At 45.0% G+C, this 19,218-nt stretch carries 17 protein-coding genes and 3 pseudogenes; 2 read left to right on the forward strand and 18 right to left on the reverse strand.

Annotated elements, in window-relative coordinates:
* Window positions 1-95: 95 nt before the first annotated feature.
* From ACTWJ7_RS19950 to ACTWJ7_RS20020, 15 genes and pseudogenes are all read right to left on the reverse strand, one after another.
* Window positions 96-1,252: pseudogene (locus tag ACTWJ7_RS19950) on the reverse strand (glycoside hydrolase family 76 protein).
* Between the two features lie 163 nt (window positions 1,253-1,415).
* Window positions 1,416-2,303 carry a carbohydrate ABC transporter permease gene (locus ACTWJ7_RS19955; protein ID WP_079344493.1) on the reverse strand — a complete coding sequence of 296 codons (888 nt, stop codon included), beginning with the start codon at window positions 2,301-2,303 and terminating at the stop codon, window positions 1,416-1,418.
* A gap of 10 nt (window positions 2,304-2,313) precedes the next feature.
* Window positions 2,314-3,264, reverse strand: a complete 951-nt coding sequence (locus ACTWJ7_RS19960; protein ID WP_443145811.1) for an ABC transporter permease — start codon at window positions 3,262-3,264, stop codon at window positions 2,314-2,316.
* A 108-nt stretch (window positions 3,265-3,372) separates the two neighbouring features.
* Window positions 3,373-5,010, reverse strand: a complete 1,638-nt coding sequence (locus tag ACTWJ7_RS19965) for an extracellular solute-binding protein (RefSeq protein ID WP_301878678.1) — start codon at window positions 5,008-5,010, stop codon at window positions 3,373-3,375.
* A 218-nt stretch (window positions 5,011-5,228) separates the two neighbouring features.
* Window positions 5,229-6,881 carry a sensor histidine kinase gene (locus tag ACTWJ7_RS19970; protein ID WP_301878679.1) on the reverse strand — a complete coding sequence of 551 codons (1,653 nt, stop codon included), beginning with the start codon at window positions 6,879-6,881 and terminating at the stop codon, window positions 5,229-5,231.
* Window positions 6,850-7,035, reverse strand: a complete 186-nt coding sequence (locus ACTWJ7_RS19975; RefSeq protein ID WP_443145812.1) for an AraC family transcriptional regulator — start codon at window positions 7,033-7,035, stop codon at window positions 6,850-6,852. Before ACTWJ7_RS19975 ends, ACTWJ7_RS19970 begins: the two co-directional genes overlap by 32 nt.
* 11 nt (window positions 7,036-7,046) lie before the next feature.
* Window positions 7,047-7,604, reverse strand: coding sequence for a response regulator transcription factor (locus ACTWJ7_RS19980; protein WP_443145813.1), 558 nt, complete (start codon window positions 7,602-7,604; stop codon window positions 7,047-7,049).
* Window positions 7,605-7,855: 251 nt separating this feature from the next.
* Entirely contained in the window at window positions 7,856-8,737 is an 882-nt protein-coding gene (locus ACTWJ7_RS19985) for a carbohydrate ABC transporter permease (protein ID WP_024631746.1), read from the reverse strand.
* 15 nt (window positions 8,738-8,752) lie between these two features.
* Complete coding sequence (locus ACTWJ7_RS19990) at window positions 8,753-9,643, reverse strand: carbohydrate ABC transporter permease (protein ID WP_024631747.1); 891 nt, start codon at window positions 9,641-9,643, stop codon at window positions 8,753-8,755.
* A gap of 52 nt (window positions 9,644-9,695) precedes the next feature.
* Complete coding sequence (locus tag ACTWJ7_RS19995) at window positions 9,696-10,970, reverse strand: ABC transporter substrate-binding protein (RefSeq protein WP_301878682.1); 1,275 nt, start codon at window positions 10,968-10,970, stop codon at window positions 9,696-9,698.
* Between the two features lie 85 nt (window positions 10,971-11,055).
* On the reverse strand, window positions 11,056-11,712 hold the full coding sequence (locus ACTWJ7_RS20000; protein ID WP_443145814.1) for a helix-turn-helix transcriptional regulator: 657 nt from the start codon (window positions 11,710-11,712) through the stop codon (window positions 11,056-11,058).
* Window positions 11,691-11,933, reverse strand: coding sequence for a hypothetical protein (locus tag ACTWJ7_RS20005; protein ID WP_443145815.1), 243 nt, complete (start codon window positions 11,931-11,933; stop codon window positions 11,691-11,693). Before ACTWJ7_RS20005 ends, ACTWJ7_RS20000 begins: the two co-directional genes overlap by 22 nt.
* A gap of 176 nt (window positions 11,934-12,109) precedes the next feature.
* On the reverse strand, window positions 12,110-12,529 hold the full coding sequence (locus tag ACTWJ7_RS20010) for a TetR/AcrR family transcriptional regulator (RefSeq protein ID WP_443145816.1): 420 nt from the start codon (window positions 12,527-12,529) through the stop codon (window positions 12,110-12,112).
* 205 nt (window positions 12,530-12,734) lie between these two features.
* Window positions 12,735-13,028 (reverse strand): DMT family transporter, encoded by a 294-nt coding sequence (locus ACTWJ7_RS20015; protein WP_443145817.1) that lies wholly within the window; start codon window positions 13,026-13,028, stop codon window positions 12,735-12,737.
* Window positions 13,029-13,048: 20 nt separating this feature from the next.
* Window positions 13,049-13,369, reverse strand: coding sequence for a DMT family transporter (locus ACTWJ7_RS20020; protein ID WP_301878687.1), 321 nt, complete (start codon window positions 13,367-13,369; stop codon window positions 13,049-13,051).
* Window positions 13,370-13,602: 233 nt separating this feature from the next.
* Here ACTWJ7_RS20020 and metE point away from each other — a divergent pair.
* A pseudogene (metE, locus tag ACTWJ7_RS20025) lies at window positions 13,603-15,894 on the forward strand (5-methyltetrahydropteroyltriglutamate--homocysteine S-methyltransferase).
* A 78-nt stretch (window positions 15,895-15,972) separates the two neighbouring features.
* On the opposite strand, the pseudogene ACTWJ7_RS20030 reads toward metE, so the two are convergent.
* The 3 genes and pseudogenes from ACTWJ7_RS20030 to ACTWJ7_RS20040 form a co-directional block, all read right to left on the reverse strand.
* Window positions 15,973-16,191 (reverse strand): annotated as a pseudogene (locus tag ACTWJ7_RS20030) (alpha/beta hydrolase); the annotation flags it as partial.
* A gap of 27 nt (window positions 16,192-16,218) precedes the next feature.
* A complete protein-coding gene (locus tag ACTWJ7_RS20035; RefSeq protein WP_301878692.1) occupies window positions 16,219-17,073 on the reverse strand; it encodes a hypothetical protein in 855 nt (284 codons plus the stop codon).
* Window positions 17,070-17,576: a sigma-70 family RNA polymerase sigma factor gene (locus ACTWJ7_RS20040; RefSeq protein ID WP_328285965.1), complete on the reverse strand. Its 507-nt coding sequence runs from the start codon at window positions 17,574-17,576 to the stop codon at window positions 17,070-17,072. The genes ACTWJ7_RS20035 and ACTWJ7_RS20040 overlap by 4 nt, the downstream gene beginning before the upstream one ends.
* A 673-nt stretch (window positions 17,577-18,249) precedes the next feature.
* On the opposite strand from ACTWJ7_RS20040, the gene ACTWJ7_RS20045 reads away from it, so the two are divergent.
* A complete protein-coding gene (locus ACTWJ7_RS20045; protein ID WP_443145818.1) occupies window positions 18,250-19,182 on the forward strand; it encodes a stalk domain-containing protein in 933 nt (310 codons plus the stop codon).
* Window positions 19,183-19,218: the final 36 nt, after the last annotated feature.

Here is a 19,218-nt window from a genome sequence, read left to right on the forward strand (position 1 = left end):
CAGCAGCATATAGTTTATCTCTCGGAAAGATTATATGCTGCTCCCGCTGATTTCTAACGATTGTTATCCCGTTGACGATCCTCAATTTCAAACAGCTACTTCTTCACTGGTTTAGCTGGTTTATCTGATTTATCTGGCTTATCCACTTTGCCTGCTTCCAGCTTTGCAGCTCCTTCCAGAAGAAATACCCCGCTGAGCTGAGCGGAAAGGTCGAGCGGATTCTGGGCGGGTTTGCCCCAAGCCTGACCGAATAAACCGTTATCCCGGCTGCCCTTCAGCAGGGCATCGGCGTTGCGATAAATCGCCTTTTTCAGGCTCTTGTTATGCCCGGTTTCATACAACTCAACCATATAGCGGATCAATATGCCTTTGAACAAAGCGCCATCTCCGTCGCCGTCCTCTTTAAATATGCCCGTCTTCTCATCTGTTAAGGCCTTCAAAGAACCGGCTGCCGTTTTCTCGGCATCTCTCAGATACGCCTTCTCCCCCGTTATCCGGTAGAGATCGACACCCGCTCCGATAAACGTGCCTTGATTGTATGTGAAGATCCATGCTTCATTTACATCCAGTGTACCATCCTCACGCAGCACCAACCCATCCGCTACCAGGCCTGTTTGCGAATGAACCAGATATTGTTTCTCCCAATCGTATATCTTCTTGGCCCATTCCAGATCCCCCGTATCGCCAAAACGTTCGTACAGTCTTGTAGCCAAGATGGCGGCAGGCCCGTTGGAGCACGCATTTCGGTTATCACGCTGATCCTTTTCCAAGCCATACCGCCAAGCTCATCTTCCCACCAGGCGGTCTTGATGTCATCCCACAACTCCAGAACATATCCCTTCATTTCTTCACTTCCTGTTGCATCATACAGACGAAGCCCGGCAAGCGCGAGCCATTCCATATCATCGTAGAATTCATTATGAAGTGAGCCGTTGCGGGCAATGATACTGCGAACGAGTTCCTCTGCGCGCTCCGTGTATGCTTTGTCTCCTGTACGTTCGTAACCGTCCACCAACGCGTCGACTGCATGAGCCTTCCACCAGTAATTCAAGGCATGCTCACCTTCAGGCGTTGAAGGATAAGCATTATTCATCATTTTGGATGCATCGTTCCAGTAGTATTCATGCAGCTTCCCTTGCGCCCACTGCGCCTGATCCGCATAACGATTCTTACCGCCGCTTGTTGCCCCCATTGTAGTGACCAGAATAATACTGAGTACCAGCGTGAGGCTCACTATTTTCCTTTTGCTCATCAGATCCCTTCCCTTCTCCAATCGACTTATAACGAACGGTTCACTCGTAAAACAGGGACATTCATGTATGCTCCAGCTCAGATTGTCCCTCTCCCCTGACAGTGTGTTCCTTCACCTCCTTTCGAACCAAGCCAAGGCGGCTAATCATGCTTGATAGCCCGAGCTATTCCTTCACAGCACCCAGAACGATACCGTGGATTAAATAACGTTGGAGAAAAGGATAAATCAGCAGAATGGGAATCATGGAGACCAAAATTTTGGCAGAGTTCAGTGTGGTGTTAGAGATTTTATTAAACTGCTGCAGCTGTTCGACCGAAAGATTCTGCATCTGATCACGTGTGAGGCTGAGCCTCTGCAGATAGGTCTGAAGTGGTATTTTGGAGCTGTCGTTGATCAGAATAATGCCGTCAAAGAAATTGTTCCAATGCCCGACAATGACAAAGAGCGTAATGGTTGCCAGACTCGGCATGGAAATGGGAATGAAGATTTTGAGCAGGATTTTAAGCGGACTGGCTCCGTCAATAAATGCGGCCTCCTCCAGCTCCTTTGGAATCCCCTTGAAGAAGTTCATCAGGAGAATAACATTAAAGACAGGAACGGCCCCCGGGAGAACCAGCGCCCAGATGCTGTTGATCAACCCCAGATTGCTAATCACCATATACCAGGGCACGATTCCTCCGCTGAAAAGCATCGTAAACACTATAATCCACATATATGTGTTTCTCGATCTGAATTGTGTAACGCTGCGAGATAACGGGTACGCCATCAGAATGGTCAAAATCATGTTGATGGCTCCCCCAAGCACTACCCGCTCGACGGAGATGAGAAAAGCTTTCCAAAACTTCGTATCATTCAGAATCTGCCCATACGATGAGAAATTCAGCTCTACTGGAAAAAAGTAGACCCGGCCTGCATTAACAGCCGTGCTGCTGCTGACCGACACCATAATAGTATTAACGATCGGAGCCAGGGACATGAACGTAATCAGGATCAACGCAATCATAATCAACAGGCGGGATAGCCTGGAGCCGAGCGATTTGGATTGAATCATGCTAACCCTCCTAGAAAATTCTGTACCCCGCATACTTCGAAGCCAGCCTGTAGGAAATCACGATCAGAACAAAGCTGATCACTGATTTCATCAGTCCAATCGCTGTTGCAAATGAATATTGCATGTTGATCAGACCCATACGGTACACAAAAGTATCGATAATATCGCCTGTTTCGTATACCAGCGGATTATACAGGTTGAACACCTGATCAAAGCCCGCATTCAGCACATTGCCAAGGCTTAGCGTCCCCAGCAAAATAATCGTCGGGAACATACCCGGCAATGTGATGTTCAGCGTTTGCTTCCAGCGACTCGCGCCGTCCATTGCGGCGGATTCGTACAATGCAGGGTTGATCGCCGTTAATGCAGCCAGATAGACAATCGTCCCGTAGCCAAATTCCTTCCAGGTATCCGTTACAATCAGCAGCGGCCTGAACCAGTCATTGCTCGCCAGAAACATAATCCGCTCCAGGCCGAGAAATTCAAGTATGTTGTTTACCATGCCATCAAAGGAAAAGATCATGGTCAACATTGTGCCCAGAACCACCCATGACATAAAATGCGGCAAATAGACGACGGTTTGAATCGTGCTTTTGAATGCCTTCAGACGCACCTCATTAAGCAGCAGAGCGAATACGATGGGTACAATTAACCCCAGAACAATCTTCCCAACCGCGATAACCAACGTATTCACGAAGATCTGCTTCGCATCCGGCAGTTGAAACATATACGTGAAATTGGAAAGCCCTGCCCATTTGGACCCGAAAATACCTTTGGCGGGAATGAACTTTTGGAATGCCATCACAACCCCGAACATCGGTACTATAGAGAAAATGAACAGCATGATCATGCCCGGCAGCAGCATAAAATGATAGGTCATTTCGTCAAAGGTTTTACGTTTCTTTTTCCTCGGGTAACGCACTTTCCGCTCTGGATTAACGGCTGTCTCCATCTGTGCCATTGTCTGTTCCACCTCCATCATGTGACTAATTGGACAGGCATTATCGGCGAAAGGCCGTGCAGAAGTCCACCATCATGCTTGGCTTCCGCACCTAAGCTCACGCAATCGTCATCTGCTGCTCATATCGTTGACTTCTTCTGTAATCTCATCGCCACCCGTATGCTTCCAAGTGTCAACAAACGTATCAAATTCATCTACAGAAGCTTCACCCATAATGATCTTGAGCATGGTTTCCTCTTCGAGCTTCTGCAGATTCGCCCACTTCAGCTTCATCGTCTCGGTTGTTCCGTAGAAGCCTGCGGGGATCACTTCCAGATTCGGGTTGTTCGCCTCTCGCTGTCCCTCGATCCGGGAGAGGTATTCGCCGTAGGTGTTTGCATCGATCGCATTGCCTTTTTCTTTGAATTCTTGATAGGCCTTGAAAGAAACCACTCGATCTTCCTGAACAGCGGAAGCATCTCCTGCCTCATCCGCCTTGATCAAATCATCGTAATAACGCTTCAGCACATCGTCATAATCCACTTGCATCGGAATTTGGGTAGGATCATTGTTCCAGCGGCTTGCATCGGTCAGCAACTCGTCGGGATGCTCTTTCTTATAATTGATTGCGTCCTCCGTTAAGGAGTAGAGGAAATCCGTTGTTAAATTGATGGATTTCATAATCGCTTCAGGATGCGCAAAGTCCTTCTTCACAACGACGATACCCCCGCCCACGGGGTCCTGCCGGGTCGTCTTGAATTTTCCATTCTCATCCACCGGTGCAGATACGGCCACCCAGACTGCTTCAGGATCTTGCTTGATAGAATCCTTGTAGTTGGTGTAGCCGATCCACCATGGGTTAAACAGCATTCCGGCCTGTCCGTTGATGACGAGGGCTTCCTTCTCTTCATTGGAACGGACAGCAAACTGTTTATCGATCAAGCCCTCTTTATACATCGTGCTTAGCTCCGTCAGCGCTTGCTTCACTTCAGGCTGAACAGACCCATATTCAACCTGACCGTCCTTCTGTATCCAGTTCATAGGAAAGGCTCCATGCGCAGCGAAGATTGGTGTAAAATTCATGGCATTGGAATCCATCACCATGCCTACCGTCTTGCCTGTTCCCGAAACGTCCTTCTCCACAAACGTTCTGGCCAGATTCCATACATCCTCGACGGTTTCCGGCAGCTTCGCGCCGACTTTATCCACCCAGTCCTTCCGGACCCACAGCAATTGGTGCTGGTTTCCGATATTCGTCATGGGCAGACCCATGATTTTGCCGTCTACCTTCACCTGATTCAGCAGCAAATCTCCGTATGAACCATAAATATTTTTAACGCCTTCGGATGCTGTCTTCTCGTACACTTCCGTCATGTCGGCAATCAGATCGTTATCCACCAGCTGATTAAATATTTCGCGGCTGACCAGCATGACATCCGGCAGGTCACCTGTGGTCATCGAGAGTGACAGCTTCTGATCCATATCATCTGTTTCCCATGCCACCTTGGCCTTGACGTTCACCCGGTCTTCTACATAGCGTGTAGCCAGATTGTCCTCAATGGTATCGCCGGAAGGCAAGTTGTTCACATGATTGGTATTCCGGCCGATCGTAAATTCCACTGGCGTCTCGTATTTACCGTATGGTTCATAATCCTGATCTGAAACTTGGGGCTGTGCACTATCGTTATTGCCCCCGGTACATCCGCTGAATACAGCCATCATCATGCTGCCAATCAGCAGCGTAGCTATCGTTCTGCGCTTGCTCATCCTGTCATCCCCTTTATCTGATTTGCTCTTGATAACCAAATTGTATGCGTTTTCAAAAATGGCGTATATGCCACATTTTTCGGATATGTATCACTTTTTTTATGACCTCCTATTTAACTTTGAAGCTCGCATCAGAGATCCTAACAAGAACCAAACAAGCGGTTGCTCCAGCAACCGCTTCAGTATTCAAGCTATGTTTTTAGTATATGTTGACACACTCATGAGGCAGGAAGGACAATGGACACTTCCGTTCCGCTGCCCGGTTCACTATGAATCACAAGCCCGTAATCCCGCCCATAATACAGCTTAATCCGGTCATTCACGTTCCGGACACCACACCCGCCATTCTCCCCCGTTAGCAAAAGAGCCGCCTGCACTGGCATCATGCCTACACCGTTATCACGAACCATCAATTTGATGCTCTCCCCAATCCGACTAACCGCAATGTGAATGCAATAATCTCTCGCATCTGCCTCCACAAAACCGTGCTTGATGGCATTTTCCACAATCGGCTGCAAAATAAAATGAATCACCTCGGTATGTAATACCTCGTCATGGATATGGTAATCCACTTCAAATCGGCCATCGTTCATAATGAGCTGCAAATCAAGGTATGCCTTAATATGCTGGATCTCAGCTTCAATCGTAGCCATATGCCTCCCCTGATTTAGTGTTGTTCTATAGAAACGGGCTAATGCAGATACCATATAACTCGTCTCGATATCCGCTTTTTTCTCGGCCCTCCATCGTATAAATGAGAGCGTATTGTACAGAAAATGAGGGTTAATCTGGCTAATCAACTTGTTATACTCACTTTCCTTCTTGGCAATTTCGGCGTGATACACCTGGGAGATCAGGCTGTTGATCCTTTTCAGCATTTTACCGATACCGTTAGTCAGTTCACCGAATTCATCTCTGGATGAACTTCGGATAATTACATCCAGATTGTTCCGCTCCACCTTGTCCACCTTGTTCTTGATATGGATAATTCGTTGCGTAAAGTTATTGGAAATGACATAAATGAGCAGGAAAGTAATGATCAGACTGAGGATGATGACAAACAGCGTAATTTGAAAAATGCCCATTGCATTTGCGTACGCATTCGTATTCAGCAGATTATAGTGAATTGTCCAGCCATTATTGGCGAGCGATCGGCTTAAACTCAGATCACCAGGATCACCAACGTTCAAACCTGCGGCCCCAACAGCACGCTCGTGGTTTTTCTGGAAAATCACATGCTGCTTCGCATCCTCAATATGAACGGCTACATGCTCCGACAGATTGTCCAGGTCTGCAAATATGCTATCATGCTGAATGGAGATCACCATAAAATTGCTGTCTTTCGGATTGCTGATCAGTTCCTGAACGAGATAGAGCTTCTCTCCATCCACAATCCAGCGCCTGCCTCGAAATCCGTCATACCAAGCCTTGCTCTTGAGATCCCCAATAGGCAAAATATTGTTGCGAATTCCCAATAACTCCCCGGATGTATAAAAGGTAATGGCTTCAATATCATCGTCCATCAGCCGGATGTTCGAGATCAGTGGTTCCAGAATGTCCCGGAAATCGAGGTACATATGATAATAATTTTCTTCGTAGTCTTTCGTAAATATTTTCGATAAATCCCGGTTAAGCACCATGAACTCACTCAGCGTATTGTACCGATTAATCTTATAATCCATAATGTTAGCCACCTGCTCCAGACTTGCTTCTGCTTCGCTCCGCAGCTCCTTCATTTGGATACGGTAGGACTGAATGAAGGAGAGCAGTCCAAGCAGAAGAATCGGAATGAGTGCAATCACCAGATGGGACAGCAGCAGCTTGTTTCTGAACTTGATATCATTGAATTTGCTCTTGATCCATCCGATCATGTAGCACCCCGCACTCTCTGAACTGTAACGGACTGACGCCGAACCTATTTCTGAACAGCTTGGCAAAATAAGAATGATTGTCGATGCCAACAGCCCCTGCAATATCATTGATTTTCATATTCGAGTGAGCCAGCAGATGGCTTGCGCGCCGCAAGCGATAATCCGTTAAATATTTCGAGAAGTTTTCCCGGTCTCTTTTTTAAACAAAATGCTTAAATACCCTGGAGATAGATACACATCGTGAGCGGCCTCTGACAATGAGATATCTCTCTGATGATTATCCTTCACATAATCCTTCACCTGTCGGATGACCTTCGATTCCATCGATTCCGGTTCAGGACCTCCGCCATAAGGACGGATCTGCGTGATATCCTCCATCACCTGTAGAAACTCTTCCTTGACCAGCGGCTTGAGCAAATAATTCACCACACCCAGCCGAATCGCACTACGGGCATATTCGAATTCATCGTAGCCACTGCAAATGACGATCTTTACATTCTGCTGGGTCTTACGGGCTTGTTTGCTAAGCTCCAGTCCGTCCATCAGAGGCATTCTGACATCGGTGATGAGGATATCAATCGCGTTTTGAACCAGAATCCGCTCTGCTGCTTTGCCATTCTCGGCCTCCAATACGTGAAAGGGAAACCCGTAGTGAGAGATCCAATCCTTAATGCCTTCTCTTTGAACGCACTCATCGTCAACAACAAGAACATTAAACATCATGACATCTCCTTTGCATGTGAAGTGAAGGAAACTTCAGGGTGGAATATCATATTATGCATTGCTATTTCCAGTCATATGGTAGTATAGCATAGATTTTAGAAAGGGCTTTCAAAATGGTTTTCCTCTTCTTTTTAAGATATAGAGATCAGTGATTTAAACGCCAATGACATAAACACGATCGTGTAAAAAACAAAAAGAGCCGCCATATGGCGACTTTTTCCGTGGTGTTTTGTTAACGTGTACCTGTACACTTACCCTTTCACCGCACCCAGCGCAACGCTGCCTATAATTTGCTTGGAGAATATCGCAAAGACAATAATAATAGGTAAAATCGAGATCGCAACACCCAAATACAACAGTCCATAGTCCATTCCGTAATATCCTTGCACCAGTGCAACGAGTACCGGAAGCGGATATTTATCCAGGGAGAAAAACAGGACGAGCGGCGTGAGAAAGTTATTCCATGAACCGATAAAGGTAAATATGCCAAGGGCCGAAATGGCCGGTCCCAGAATGGGCAAGACAATCTGATTAAATGTGCGAAACTCCCCTGCACTATCCACACGTGCCGATTCGATGATTTCGTCGGGAATGCTGCTCTCCATGAATTGTTTGATAAAAAATACATTAAATGCATTCGCTGCTGCAGGCAAAATGATCGCTGCATAGCTGTCCAGTAAGCCTAACGTACTGAACAGACGATACATCCCGATTAGAGCGAGCTGCCCTGGCACCATCATGGTTGCAAGCAAAAATAGAAATAGCCAGTTGCGACCTTTGAATTTGAACTTGGCGAAGCCATATGCCGTCAGGGAACCGATATACAAGGATAACACCGTAGACGTCCCGGCAATGAAAAAGCTGTTGGCAAACCCGCGCCAGATATTGATTTTGGAGGCCATGTTCATATAATTATCCACCAAGAAGGGTCCGGGCAGAAACGTAAATGTCGATGCAATCGTTGCATTGTTATGCGTGGAATAGATGAGCATGAGATAAAATGGAATGATACAGATCACGGCGAGGCCAATCAAACACAGATAAATCATAACTTTGCCCAGTGTCAGACGCCTTACAGTATCATATTGCTGCAGAGTGACTTTTTGTTGTTCAACGGGTTTGACGGTTTGCATTTCATTTCCCCCTCCCTATGCACGGCTCTTGCGCTTCGTCATCATGAAGGATACGACCGATAGCAGGATAATGATGATGAACAGACAGAATGCAATGGCCGCTCCATAACCAAAACGTGTACTTTGGAATGCCACATTATACAGATACATAATACTCGTCATGGCTGCACGATCCGGACCACCCGTTCCATTCGTCAATGTAAACGGCTGATCGAAAATCTGAATGCCTCCAATAATGGACGTGATCATCTGAAACAGTATGATTGGGCGAAGCATTGGGACGATGATATGAATGAAAATATGTTTCTTTTTCGCTCCATCCATTTGAGCGGCTTCCTGCAGAGCGGGATCAATACCCTGAAGTCCTGCCAGATAGATGACCATGGAGTAACCAAAGTATTGAAAGAACAGAATGGATGAAACGATCAGTCGCATAAACCAGGGATCATTTTTCCAGTTAATCGGATCGTCGATGAGTCCAACCTGGACGAGAAAATGATTCAAACCGCCGGATTGCCAATCAAAGATCAGACTCACGAGCAGACCCAATGATGCAGCAGTAACGATATTGGGAAAGAAATAAACCGCTCTGAAAATGTCTCTTCCCTTAAGCAACTTATCATTGAGAATAAAGGCGAGGACAAGCGAAACGGTTAGCTGTGGGACTACGGAGACACCCCAGATAAAAAGGGTATTAAATAACGTTTTGTAGAAAAGAGGATCTTGTAGAACCGCAACATAATTGCCTATTCCAACAAAGTCGGGCGTTGTGATCCCGTCAAAGTTGGTAAAGCTGATATAGAGCGAATAGAGGATTGGATAAAGCCCAAAAATGGCGAAAAGAATGAAAAACGGAGCAATGAAATAGTATCCGTAATGGTCTTTGCGGATTGACTTGGCAAACATGATTTGTACCCCCAGTCATCGGATGATTAAAAGGCATTCGCTTACTTCTAAGCTAATCCACTTCCAGCTCCGGAAATCTCAATTTGACATCACGTTTTATTCGTTTTACCGCCTCTTCTTGGGTCTGAATGTCGTTATTGAGATACAACTGGAGTACATTTTTGAAGATGTCATTGTTAATAATTGAATCATACTTGGTTCGCTCATATACAGGAACCTGCTTGGCCGCTTCCGAGAAAAACTCAAAATGCTTCTGCCCTCCCAAATACGCTGAAGATACAGATCCCGCAAGCTGATCATTCACGACCCTATTACTTGTGAAATAATCCTGTTCCTTTGCAAGCTCGGACAGAAAATCATGATCAAAGTTATAAAACTCAATAAACTTCCAAGCCAAATCCTTTTTGTCACTTTTACTGTACATGGCAATATAAGTTCCACCGGCACTAAAAACGGATGGCCCCGGTGCGAGACCCCACAACCCTTCGGTATCCGGAGCGTTCGCCTTAAACGTGTATTGCAATGCCCAGGTAGCTCCCGGATAGAACATCACCTGGCCTTTTTGCATGGAAGCCGCATATCCGGCACTCCCATCATCCAACTCTGCAAGCACATGCCGCTGACGCGCTTCGCGCACAAGGTCAAGCACTTTCATGTAAGTGGGATCGATAACTAACTTCCCATCCTTAACCCAAGGAATACCATCATACGAATTCGATATCGCGTTCCAGTTGGCAAGGGCATGAACTTTATTTCCACTTTGCTGAGCGACCCTCTCTCCAATCTCAAATATTTTCTCCCAAGTATCAATCTGCGGCGCTACCTTCTCCGGGTCGTCCGTACCCAAATATTCTTTGGCCAGATCTCTTCGATAATAAATGCCTCCAGGCGTTCCCTGATAACCGATCGCTCTAATATTTCCTTGGCTATCCTTCTCATTTGCTTGCACAAAAGCATACTGCTCCGGAATCAGCTCATTGGCGTTATACGGTGCTTCCGATAAATTCTCCAGATAAGGCACATCAATCAGCTCTCTGATATTTGCATTCTCGATCATAAACACATCCGGAGCTTTGGACGTCGTCTGAAGCGCCGACTTTAACTTGGTGATATAGAAATTGCCCGGAATATTAACAAAGTTCACCTTGATGTCCGGGTACTTCTCCTCGAATTTCTCAATGGCATAGCCCGCTTCATCCGTAAAACTCCATACTGTAATCTCCTCCTGCTTGGGTTGATTCGCTCCACCCGGCTGGCAACCGGATACCATCATCACTGCGCTTACGAGTGCAATCATGGAGATATATTTAAGCTTAAAGTTCTTCATAGGCCCCCTCCTTCAAAAAGGAAACGCTTACAATTTATTAGAGTATATGGATTTTGGAGAGGGCTTTCTCCATAAATATTGTGAATCATCCTTCATATGTTGTGATATTCGTACGATGCTTTTTCCGAAATTCGGACGGAGTACAATCATTATATTTTTTGAAAAGACGATTGTAAGAGTTCACATTGTTAAATCCATGACCAATGGCAATATCCAGAATGGATTCTTCACGAAACAATAACGCCCATTCCGATTTGATAATTCGAAAATGATTCAGATATTCCATCAGCGTGATTCCCTTGACCTCTTTAAACAGTTTACATACGTGAAACTTGCTGAATTTAATGTGCTCCGCGACCTGATCCAGCTTGACGGGTTCTGCATAGTGCGCTTCCAGGTATTCACAGACCGATTCGAGGAATTCGAATTTTTTGGAAGGAGTACAGTGCCGTCCTGAGTTGAATGGTTCTGTAATGGGTTCCTTTGTACGTAACATATGAACGATGAGATCATATAATCGGGCAACCATTAACCAGCGATACCCCACCTGTTGATCATTCTCTTCATTCGCTAATGCACCTATATATTTCTCCAGATTTTTCTCCGTGGAAAGCTTGGATGGGATGATCGTGGTTTTGTTGAAAAGCTCTCCCAGTTCCTGGGTTTCTCTTTCCGTTGTGAAGCTTCCTGTTAACAATTCCAGCCGAAACAATATAATGGTTAAATGATCTGTACCCGGCAAGAAGCAGTGAACGTCCCCGGCTTAATAAGCAGTACGTCTCCATGTTCGAGGTCAAAGATATGGCTATTCACGCCCATTCTCGCGCTTTTCCCATTGACTACAACCAATTCAACCTCTTCATGCCAGTGTGCGGCAAAATTAAATTGCTCATCTGTATGAATTACGCGGATTGGAAAACCTTCGGTCATATGACCTGTTTCAAGAAAAGTAGGTACACCCATCAAATCACCCTTTCCTCATTTTCCAGCTCAACAATTCTCTAAGTATCCTTATTATGCATCAAATGAACCTGTCCCTTCTAATGGAGTAAAAAAACAGTTGATATTGCATTGCATCAAACAAAAAAGAAAGTCGCCTGAAATGGCGACTTCTTAAAAAGGAGTTGATGCAGATATTGTCATTTCGCTTCGAAAGACATTTTTATTAGTCTTTCTTCTACTTGATTTCGAATATCCTGATCCAAAATTCCGACTCCAAAAATCTCTGAAAACCATAGCCCATCTGTGGCTAATTTGATAATAGCAGCATTCACGGGATCAATGCCATCATTTAAAATATCTTCTTGAAGAATGTTATGTTTTTTATTGTATGCTGCAAGTAATTCCGGCTTCGAGAATAACACGGCCAAAAGCGCTGTACACAAGGCTACCGTCGTTTTGGAGTCATGGAAGGTCGTTTCAATATAAGCCCTGCTCCATTTCCCGGCTTCATCTATGCTTTCGCTTGATTTTTGCTGTAGTTCCGAGAAAAACGTATCCCCAAATTCCTCGATCATGGCTGTAACGATTGCCTCTTTATTCGGAAAATGATGAAGCAATCCCCCTTACTTACTCCCGCATGTTTAGCTACAGCTTCCAACGTTAATTTTTCCATGCCCAGATGTTCGACAATATATGATGCTGATGCCAAAAGCTCATGACGTCTTGAATTACTTCTCAAAAGATAACCTCCTTCATATACGTTTATTTATGACTGACTTGTGTTTGATGATTTGACGGGACTTTTGGATAAGTTTAAAAGCACTACTCCCCAATGACCAAAATGAGTCCAATTCCCGACAGAATGTTAAAAGGATCGTTCCATAAAATGACGCCAAGCAGGGCGGTTAATGCTGTTCCTGCACCTGCCCATATGGCGTATGCGGTGCTCAAAGGAATGGTTTTCAAACACATCGTCAAAAAATAAAATGACAACGACATTCCAACAACAAGTCCGATTGAAGGAAGCAGATTCGTGAATCCTTCCGACAATTTTAGCATGGTTGTACCGAAAACTTCAGTTATAATGGCAATGCCAAGTGCAAAATAACCTTTCATTGTTCATCCTCCACTCTTACTCAGCTATGAGCCAATTTCATAATCACGACCCCAGCAATGATTAAAATTAAAGCTGAGATTTTTCTGATGTTCACGCTCTCTTTATAAAATACAATTCCAACGAGTGCCGTCAGAGCAGTTCCCACACCCGACCACGTTGCATAAGCGGTCCCTAGCGGTATGGTTTTTAAAGCTAGAGAAAGACAAAAGAACGCTGTGCCCATGCCCAAAATCAGCCCTATTATCGGAAGTTTCTTTTGGAACCCATTGGATAACTTCATCATGGAACTTCCAAAAACTTCAGATACGATCGCCAAACCCAATAAAAAATACGCACCCATGCAAGCATTCCTCCTAAGTATACGTAAAAAAATTCATCCTAGTTAACTATACCGTCTGGACGGTTTATTTGCAAAGTTTTTATAGTATCTTTATGCATGCTTGCCATTATCAATGTTCTCACGCAGCTTTGATATAGCTATAGGCTATAGCTAGATATAACTTAATGGAATTACTTTATAACCCCAGATATGTGATAACTTTTTGGTAACATATTGTAGAGGAGTTTTACTTAATGGTGAGAAGCAGTGTATTGGGATATCCACGAATTGGTGTCGATCGGGAATGGAAGAAAGCTTTGGAGGCATTCTGGTCAGGCAAGCTGGAAGAAACAGAGTTTCAAGCACGATTACAGGAAATCCGCTTAGATCACTTGCGCAAGCAACAAGAAAAGGAATTGATCTTATTCCTGTCAATGATTTCAGTTATTACGATCACATTCTAGATACAGCCGTTATGTTCGGAATTGTACCAAAACGGTTTGCATATAATGGTGGCGCTGTACCTTTGTCTGTCTACTACGGAATTGCCCGGGGAACGAAAGATGCAGCAGCAAGTGAAATGACAAAATGGTTTAACACCAACTATCACTATATCGTGCCTGAACTGGACGGAGCCTCCCCTGCACTTACCGAGAATAAGCCCCTTATTGCTTATCGTGAAGCCAAAGAGAAGCTCGGTATTGAAGGTAAACCGGTTCTTGTCGGACCGTTAACTTTCCTGAAGCTGTCCAAAGGATACGATAAATCCGAAACGAATGCTTGGCTGGACCGCCTGCTTCCGCTCTATGTACAAGTGCTTCAGGAGCTTGCAAATGAAGGCGTTCAGTGGGTACAGATTGACGAGCCAATCCTTGTTACCCAAACAACTGATGCTGACCAGCAGTTGCTGAACAAAATTTATGAGACGTTTGCAGCCGCTGTACCAGGTCTGAACATTATGCTGCAAACCTACTTTGAATCCGTAGAGAACTATAACAACATTGTTGCCCTACCAGTTCAAGGTATCGGACTTGATTTTGTACACGGGGCGACGGGCAACATTCAATCCATTCAGGCGTCCGGTTTCCCAGCGGATAAAGTTTTGGGTGCTGGGGTTATTGACGGCCGCGGGATCTGGAAAGCCTCATTACCAGGAAAACTGAAGCTGTTGGATGAACTGGCTGAACTCGTAACACCTGAGCAATTAATCGTTCAATCCTCATGCAGCTTGCTTCATGTTCCGGTAACGACAGCACGTGAAACTAAACTCACATCCGAACTTAAGAATGCTCTCGCATTTGCAGATGAAAAGTTGGACGAGATTGTTCTTTTGACGAAAGCATTGTCTTCAAGAAGCACTGAAATTATCGCTGAGATTGAAAATTCAGATCGTACGATTCAGGCTCTCCAGCAATCCGAGGAACGCAATCGTGTTGCTGTTCAAGAGGCTGTTGCATCACTCAGCGTTCAACAGCCGGAACGCTCCCGTCCGTTTGCCGAACGTCATATCGAGCAGCAGGAGAAATGGAAATTACCACTTTTCCCGACAACAACCATTGGCAGCTTCCCACAATCCGCTGAAGTGCGTAAAGCACGTCAATTGTGGCGTAAGGGTGAGTTGAACAATGAGCAGTATGCTGCCTTTATCCGGGATCAAATTGATATCTGGATCAAAATTCAGGAAGAGATCGAGATCGATGTTCTCGTACATGGTGAGTTTGAGCGTACCGACATGGTAGAGTTCTTTGGCGAAAAACTTGCAGGTTTTGCCTTCACTCAATTCGGATGGGTACAATCATACGGTTCCCGTTGTGTCAAACCACCAATTATCTTTGGAGACGTTGCATTTACCGGGGAAATCGACCGTAGAAGAAACCAAATATGCACAGTCCCAGACACAGCGTCCTGTAAAAGGAATGCTCACCGGACCAATTACCATCATGAACTGGTCGTTTGTACGTGAAGACATCCCGCGCGAGCATATCGCTTATCAATTGGCGTACGCACTGAGACAAGAAGTTGAAGCACTGGAGCAAGCAGGTATTGGCATGATCCAGGTCGACGAGCCTGCGGTTCGCGAAGGATTGCCACTGAAGGAATCGGAGCAAGCCGATTATCTGGCATGGGCGGTCAAAGCATTCCGCATTTCCACTTGCACGGTTCAAGATACAACTCAAATTCACACGCATATGTGCTATTGCGAATTCCATGACATGATTGATTCCATCGAAGCGATGGATGCCGATGTTATTTCGATCGAAACATCCCGCAGTCACGGGGAACTCATTCATAGTTTTGAGTTGAACACGTATAAACTGGGCATTGGACTTGGCGTATACGATATCCATAGCCCACGTGTTCCAAGTGTAGATGAAATGACGAGCATGATCGAACGCGCCTTGCGTGTATTGGACCCTAAACTGTTCTGGATTAATCCGGATTGCGGTCTCAAAACACGTGGCCTCGAAGAAACTGTTGCTTCCTTGCGCAACATGGTTGATGCAACCAAGATTGCCCGTGAAAAGCACGTGGCAACAACGGTTTAAGTGGAGTAAATTAAGAATTCAATAATTCGTTTGTAAAAGGCGGACATTCCTACGCTAAGGAATGTCCGCCTTTTAATATCACCTTTTCGCTGTCTGCTCAGCAAAATGATGATCTACTGCATATTTAAATGTTCGAATGCAATGTTCACCTACCATGAGCTGATCCTCTCTGATCCCATGTCTTTTTGCGTGTCTTTTTATCCATAAAAGTGTGTCATAACAATCATCCAAAGCTGCTGGATAAGGAGCGTCAATGGATAATTGATAATCAAGCGCAACGACTACACAATGACTTGCTTCCGTGCTCGATCGGGAAGGCTTCTGTTATTTTTGTGGATTTTCATTACTCATCCAGCTGTCGACATGCAGGGGGCCACTATAGTCCTCCCGGTCAGTAAATTCTTTCAACTGTTTCTCTGCATCTGCTTGATTGTCGAAGGCACCCATGACGACGGTGAATTTTCCATTTTGGGTTTGCACAACGCTGCTGCCATCTGCAGAATACTGTTCAGCCAGCATGGCCAGAGCTTCGCCCTGCTCCATGTCTTCACTCCGCACGAAGAAAAGTTCATGCGCTTGCGTTGACTTCCCGTTGGAAGAAAGCTTCAACTGAATATATCCAGGTTGCTGATACTCTGACACGGAATAATCCACACCATCCCTGAGTTCAACCACAAAGCCAATCGCGGAATCATCCAAAATGATATTTTGATAGACATCTTTTACATTCTTAAGTGCTTTGATATCCTTCTCCAGCTTGTCATAATCCAGATGACGTACACCATTGAAAGTGAAGATCAGACGATTCGGCCCTTCTTTGTGATCAACAGTGTACGATGGAGCCGAGCTGATCTGTTCTCCATCCATTTGAAAATGAATGTTCAGCGTATCCGATTCTTGGCTTGTGGTAACCGAGACACCATCTGTCTGCTCCCCACCGCTACCAACTTGCAAAATCTTGACGACGGAACCGATAACAGGCACATCGGATAATGCCTTAGCTACACCGGGTACGTTAGCTGTTATCATTACCGCAGCACAAGCAGCCACCAGGGAGGAACTACGCCAGATTACCATTTTTCTTCGTTTCTGGTTTCGTGCCCGCTGGCGAGCTTGCTGAATTACTCCGGAAAGGCCGGATGGAATCTCTATCTGTTCATATCTTTCTTTCCCTGTCATGTGAAATCAACCTCTTCCTTGGTTAAATGTTTTTTGAGTTTGTTCAAGATCTTATAAAACCTGGTCTTCACCGTGCTTTCCGGTAGGGACAGTATCTCTGCCATATCCTTGAATCTCTGATCTTGGAAAAATTTCAGAACGATAAATGCCTTGTCTTCGGGATGCAGGTGATCAAGTGCTTCGTATAGATCCCATTGCTCTTCAAGCCCCATGGAACTCTCCTGTGCCGCAAAAGGTATTGTACTGTCTTCCATGTACGTGTATTTCTTCTTCCGTCTGATGTGGTCAAGGGAACAGTTGATGACGATCCGGGTCATCCAGGTTTCAAAATAATCTGGACTGTTCACTTTTTCATAAGATAGAAAACCTTTATAAGATGCCTCGGATATAATTTCCAATGCTTCTTGTTCATTTTTTACATAAGAGAACGCGAAGCGATAAAGCTTTTCTTTACATGCCTCCAGACGTTCACTGAACTGCTGTTCAGTTAGTGCTGTACTCACCTTGCTCAGTTGGTCCACCCCCGTTGCGACTGTATAGTTTGATTATTGCCGCATTTTTAGTAAAGCTTACTTTGAATGTTGTTTCGCATGTTAGACAGCGGAAAGTCTAAAAAAGTTTTAAAACAATGATTTTTTTTATCTGGGAACAAAAACGTATATCGTCCCAAACCAAAAAAAGCCGCCCATAGGCGACTTCTTTACTTTTACTTTTGAACTTGTATGGCTAAGGCTCGCACCTCAACGATGTGGCACTCTCGCAAACAATTTTATTTGTTCATATTGTTACGGAGCTCTTACCTACGGTGTTCACTTTTTGAAAATGGCTTATGCCTGGACGCTGCATGATGTTAAATCCGTCGCAGCCATACTCTTCAAACCATTGTTGCATCAAATCAGCCAATTGCTCATAGGTCCTGTTGATCCTTCAAAAGGTTTCTGGGTGACATAAACATCCTCCTCCTATTAACCAAAATTAATACAACCAGGTAATTATTACTCTTCATAATATCATTCGCTATAACTCCAGCCTAGAAAAACAAAGGTTCCTGTTCGAACGTACAACAACTCTTATAATTGGAATTCTATGAAAATTTTGCTATACTATTTCGTGATAGATTACCGTTCAGATGAACTGCAATTCTACTATATTTAATGAGTTGGAGGAACGCATAACATGTTACATACACGAATAGGAAAGACAGCTGCTGCCACTATTCTTGCCCTATCCTTGCTTGGCACCACTCCAAACCTTCATGATGCCTATGCCGCACCCGCCATTTCAGTCATGCTGGATGACGTTCCGTTGAAATTCGATGCAGAACCTCGGATCGACAAAGGCGTTACCTATGTTCCGTTCCGAACAGTTGGCGAAGCCCTAGGAATCAGCATTACATGGAACAGCAAGACACAAACCATAAAAGCGAATGGAAATGTGAAAGGCCAGGCGACGGAGGTCCTGCTTCAAGTGGGAAGCACCACAGCAACCGTCAATGGAGAAAAAGTCAAGCTTGCAGCTCCACCGGTTCAGCGGGAAGGCCGTGTGCTCATTCCACTCAGTTCGTTCAGTAGTCAGTTCGGTGTTGATGTGAGCTGGAACCAGTCAACTCGTACCATTTCCCTGGTTTCACCTCAACGAGAAATGCATTTGAGAGCTTTCTATGCGCTGCAATCCTATAAGGAAATCGATTTGGTGTCATCCATGAACTCCATCGCTTTTGGTTGGAGTCGCATCGATCGTGAAGGTCAATTTACGCTTCAGGGTAAGGAGTATCAGCTCCCTGCTGCTGATGGCGACGTTACACCTCAATCCATCGTTGCTAATACAGCAAATCAGAGCATTAGATCGTATCTCATGGTGTATGCTTTGGATGGAAATGGAGAACTGACCAAGGTGCTGAGTGATAGCAGCATGCGTCAGAAGTCCATTGAGGGTATAACGGCTGCAATAGCTGAAAATGGTTTTGGCGGCGTTGTTCTTGATTTTGAAGGACTGGGTTTCAAGCTGGACGCTGTAGAGCAACAGAAGCTGCTTAACAATTACGTCAAGCAATTGAAGGAATCCTTGCCTAAAGACATCGCTCTATCCTTGGCTGTCCCCACTAAATAGTGCCTATAAAGGTTATGATTACAAAACGCTCGCTTC

This window comes from Paenibacillus sp. 1A_MP2, assembly GCF_052244825.1.
GTDB lineage: Bacteria > Bacillota > Bacilli > Paenibacillales > Paenibacillaceae > Paenibacillus > Paenibacillus vandeheii.

Coding starts and splice junctions, on each gene's coding strand:
- ACTWJ7_RS20045 (WP_443145818.1), top strand. CDS start 18,250: ATGTTACATACACGAATAGGAAAGACAGCTGCTGCCACTATTCTTGCC.
- ACTWJ7_RS20035 (WP_301878692.1), bottom strand. CDS start 17,073: ATGACAGGGAAAGAAAGATATGAACAGATAGAGATTCCATCCGGCCTT.
- ACTWJ7_RS19985 (WP_024631746.1), bottom strand. CDS start 8,737: ATGCAAACCGTCAAACCCGTTGAACAACAAAAAGTCACTCTGCAGCAA.
- ACTWJ7_RS20005 (WP_443145815.1), bottom strand. CDS start 11,933: ATGGGTGTACCTACTTTTCTTGAAACAGGTCATATGACCGAAGGTTTT.
- ACTWJ7_RS20020 (WP_301878687.1), bottom strand. CDS start 13,369: ATGGGTGCGTATTTTTTATTGGGTTTGGCGATCGTATCTGAAGTTTTT.
- ACTWJ7_RS19955 (WP_079344493.1), bottom strand. CDS start 2,303: ATGATTCAATCCAAATCGCTCGGCTCCAGGCTATCCCGCCTGTTGATT.
- ACTWJ7_RS20015 (WP_443145817.1), bottom strand. CDS start 13,028: ATGAAAGGTTATTTTGCACTTGGCATTGCCATTATAACTGAAGTTTTC.
- ACTWJ7_RS19960 (WP_443145811.1), bottom strand. CDS start 3,264: ATGGCACAGATGGAGACAGCCGTTAATCCAGAGCGGAAAGTGCGTTAC.
- ACTWJ7_RS19980 (WP_443145813.1), bottom strand. CDS start 7,604: ATGATGTTTAATGTTCTTGTTGTTGACGATGAGTGCGTTCAAAGAGAA.
- ACTWJ7_RS19970 (WP_301878679.1), bottom strand. CDS start 6,881: ATGATCGGATGGATCAAGAGCAAATTCAATGATATCAAGTTCAGAAAC.
- ACTWJ7_RS19995 (WP_301878682.1), bottom strand. CDS start 10,970: ATGAAGAACTTTAAGCTTAAATATATCTCCATGATTGCACTCGTAAGC.
- ACTWJ7_RS19990 (WP_024631747.1), bottom strand. CDS start 9,643: ATGTTTGCCAAGTCAATCCGCAAAGACCATTACGGATACTATTTCATT.
- ACTWJ7_RS19965 (WP_301878678.1), bottom strand. CDS start 5,010: ATGAGCAAGCGCAGAACGATAGCTACGCTGCTGATTGGCAGCATGATG.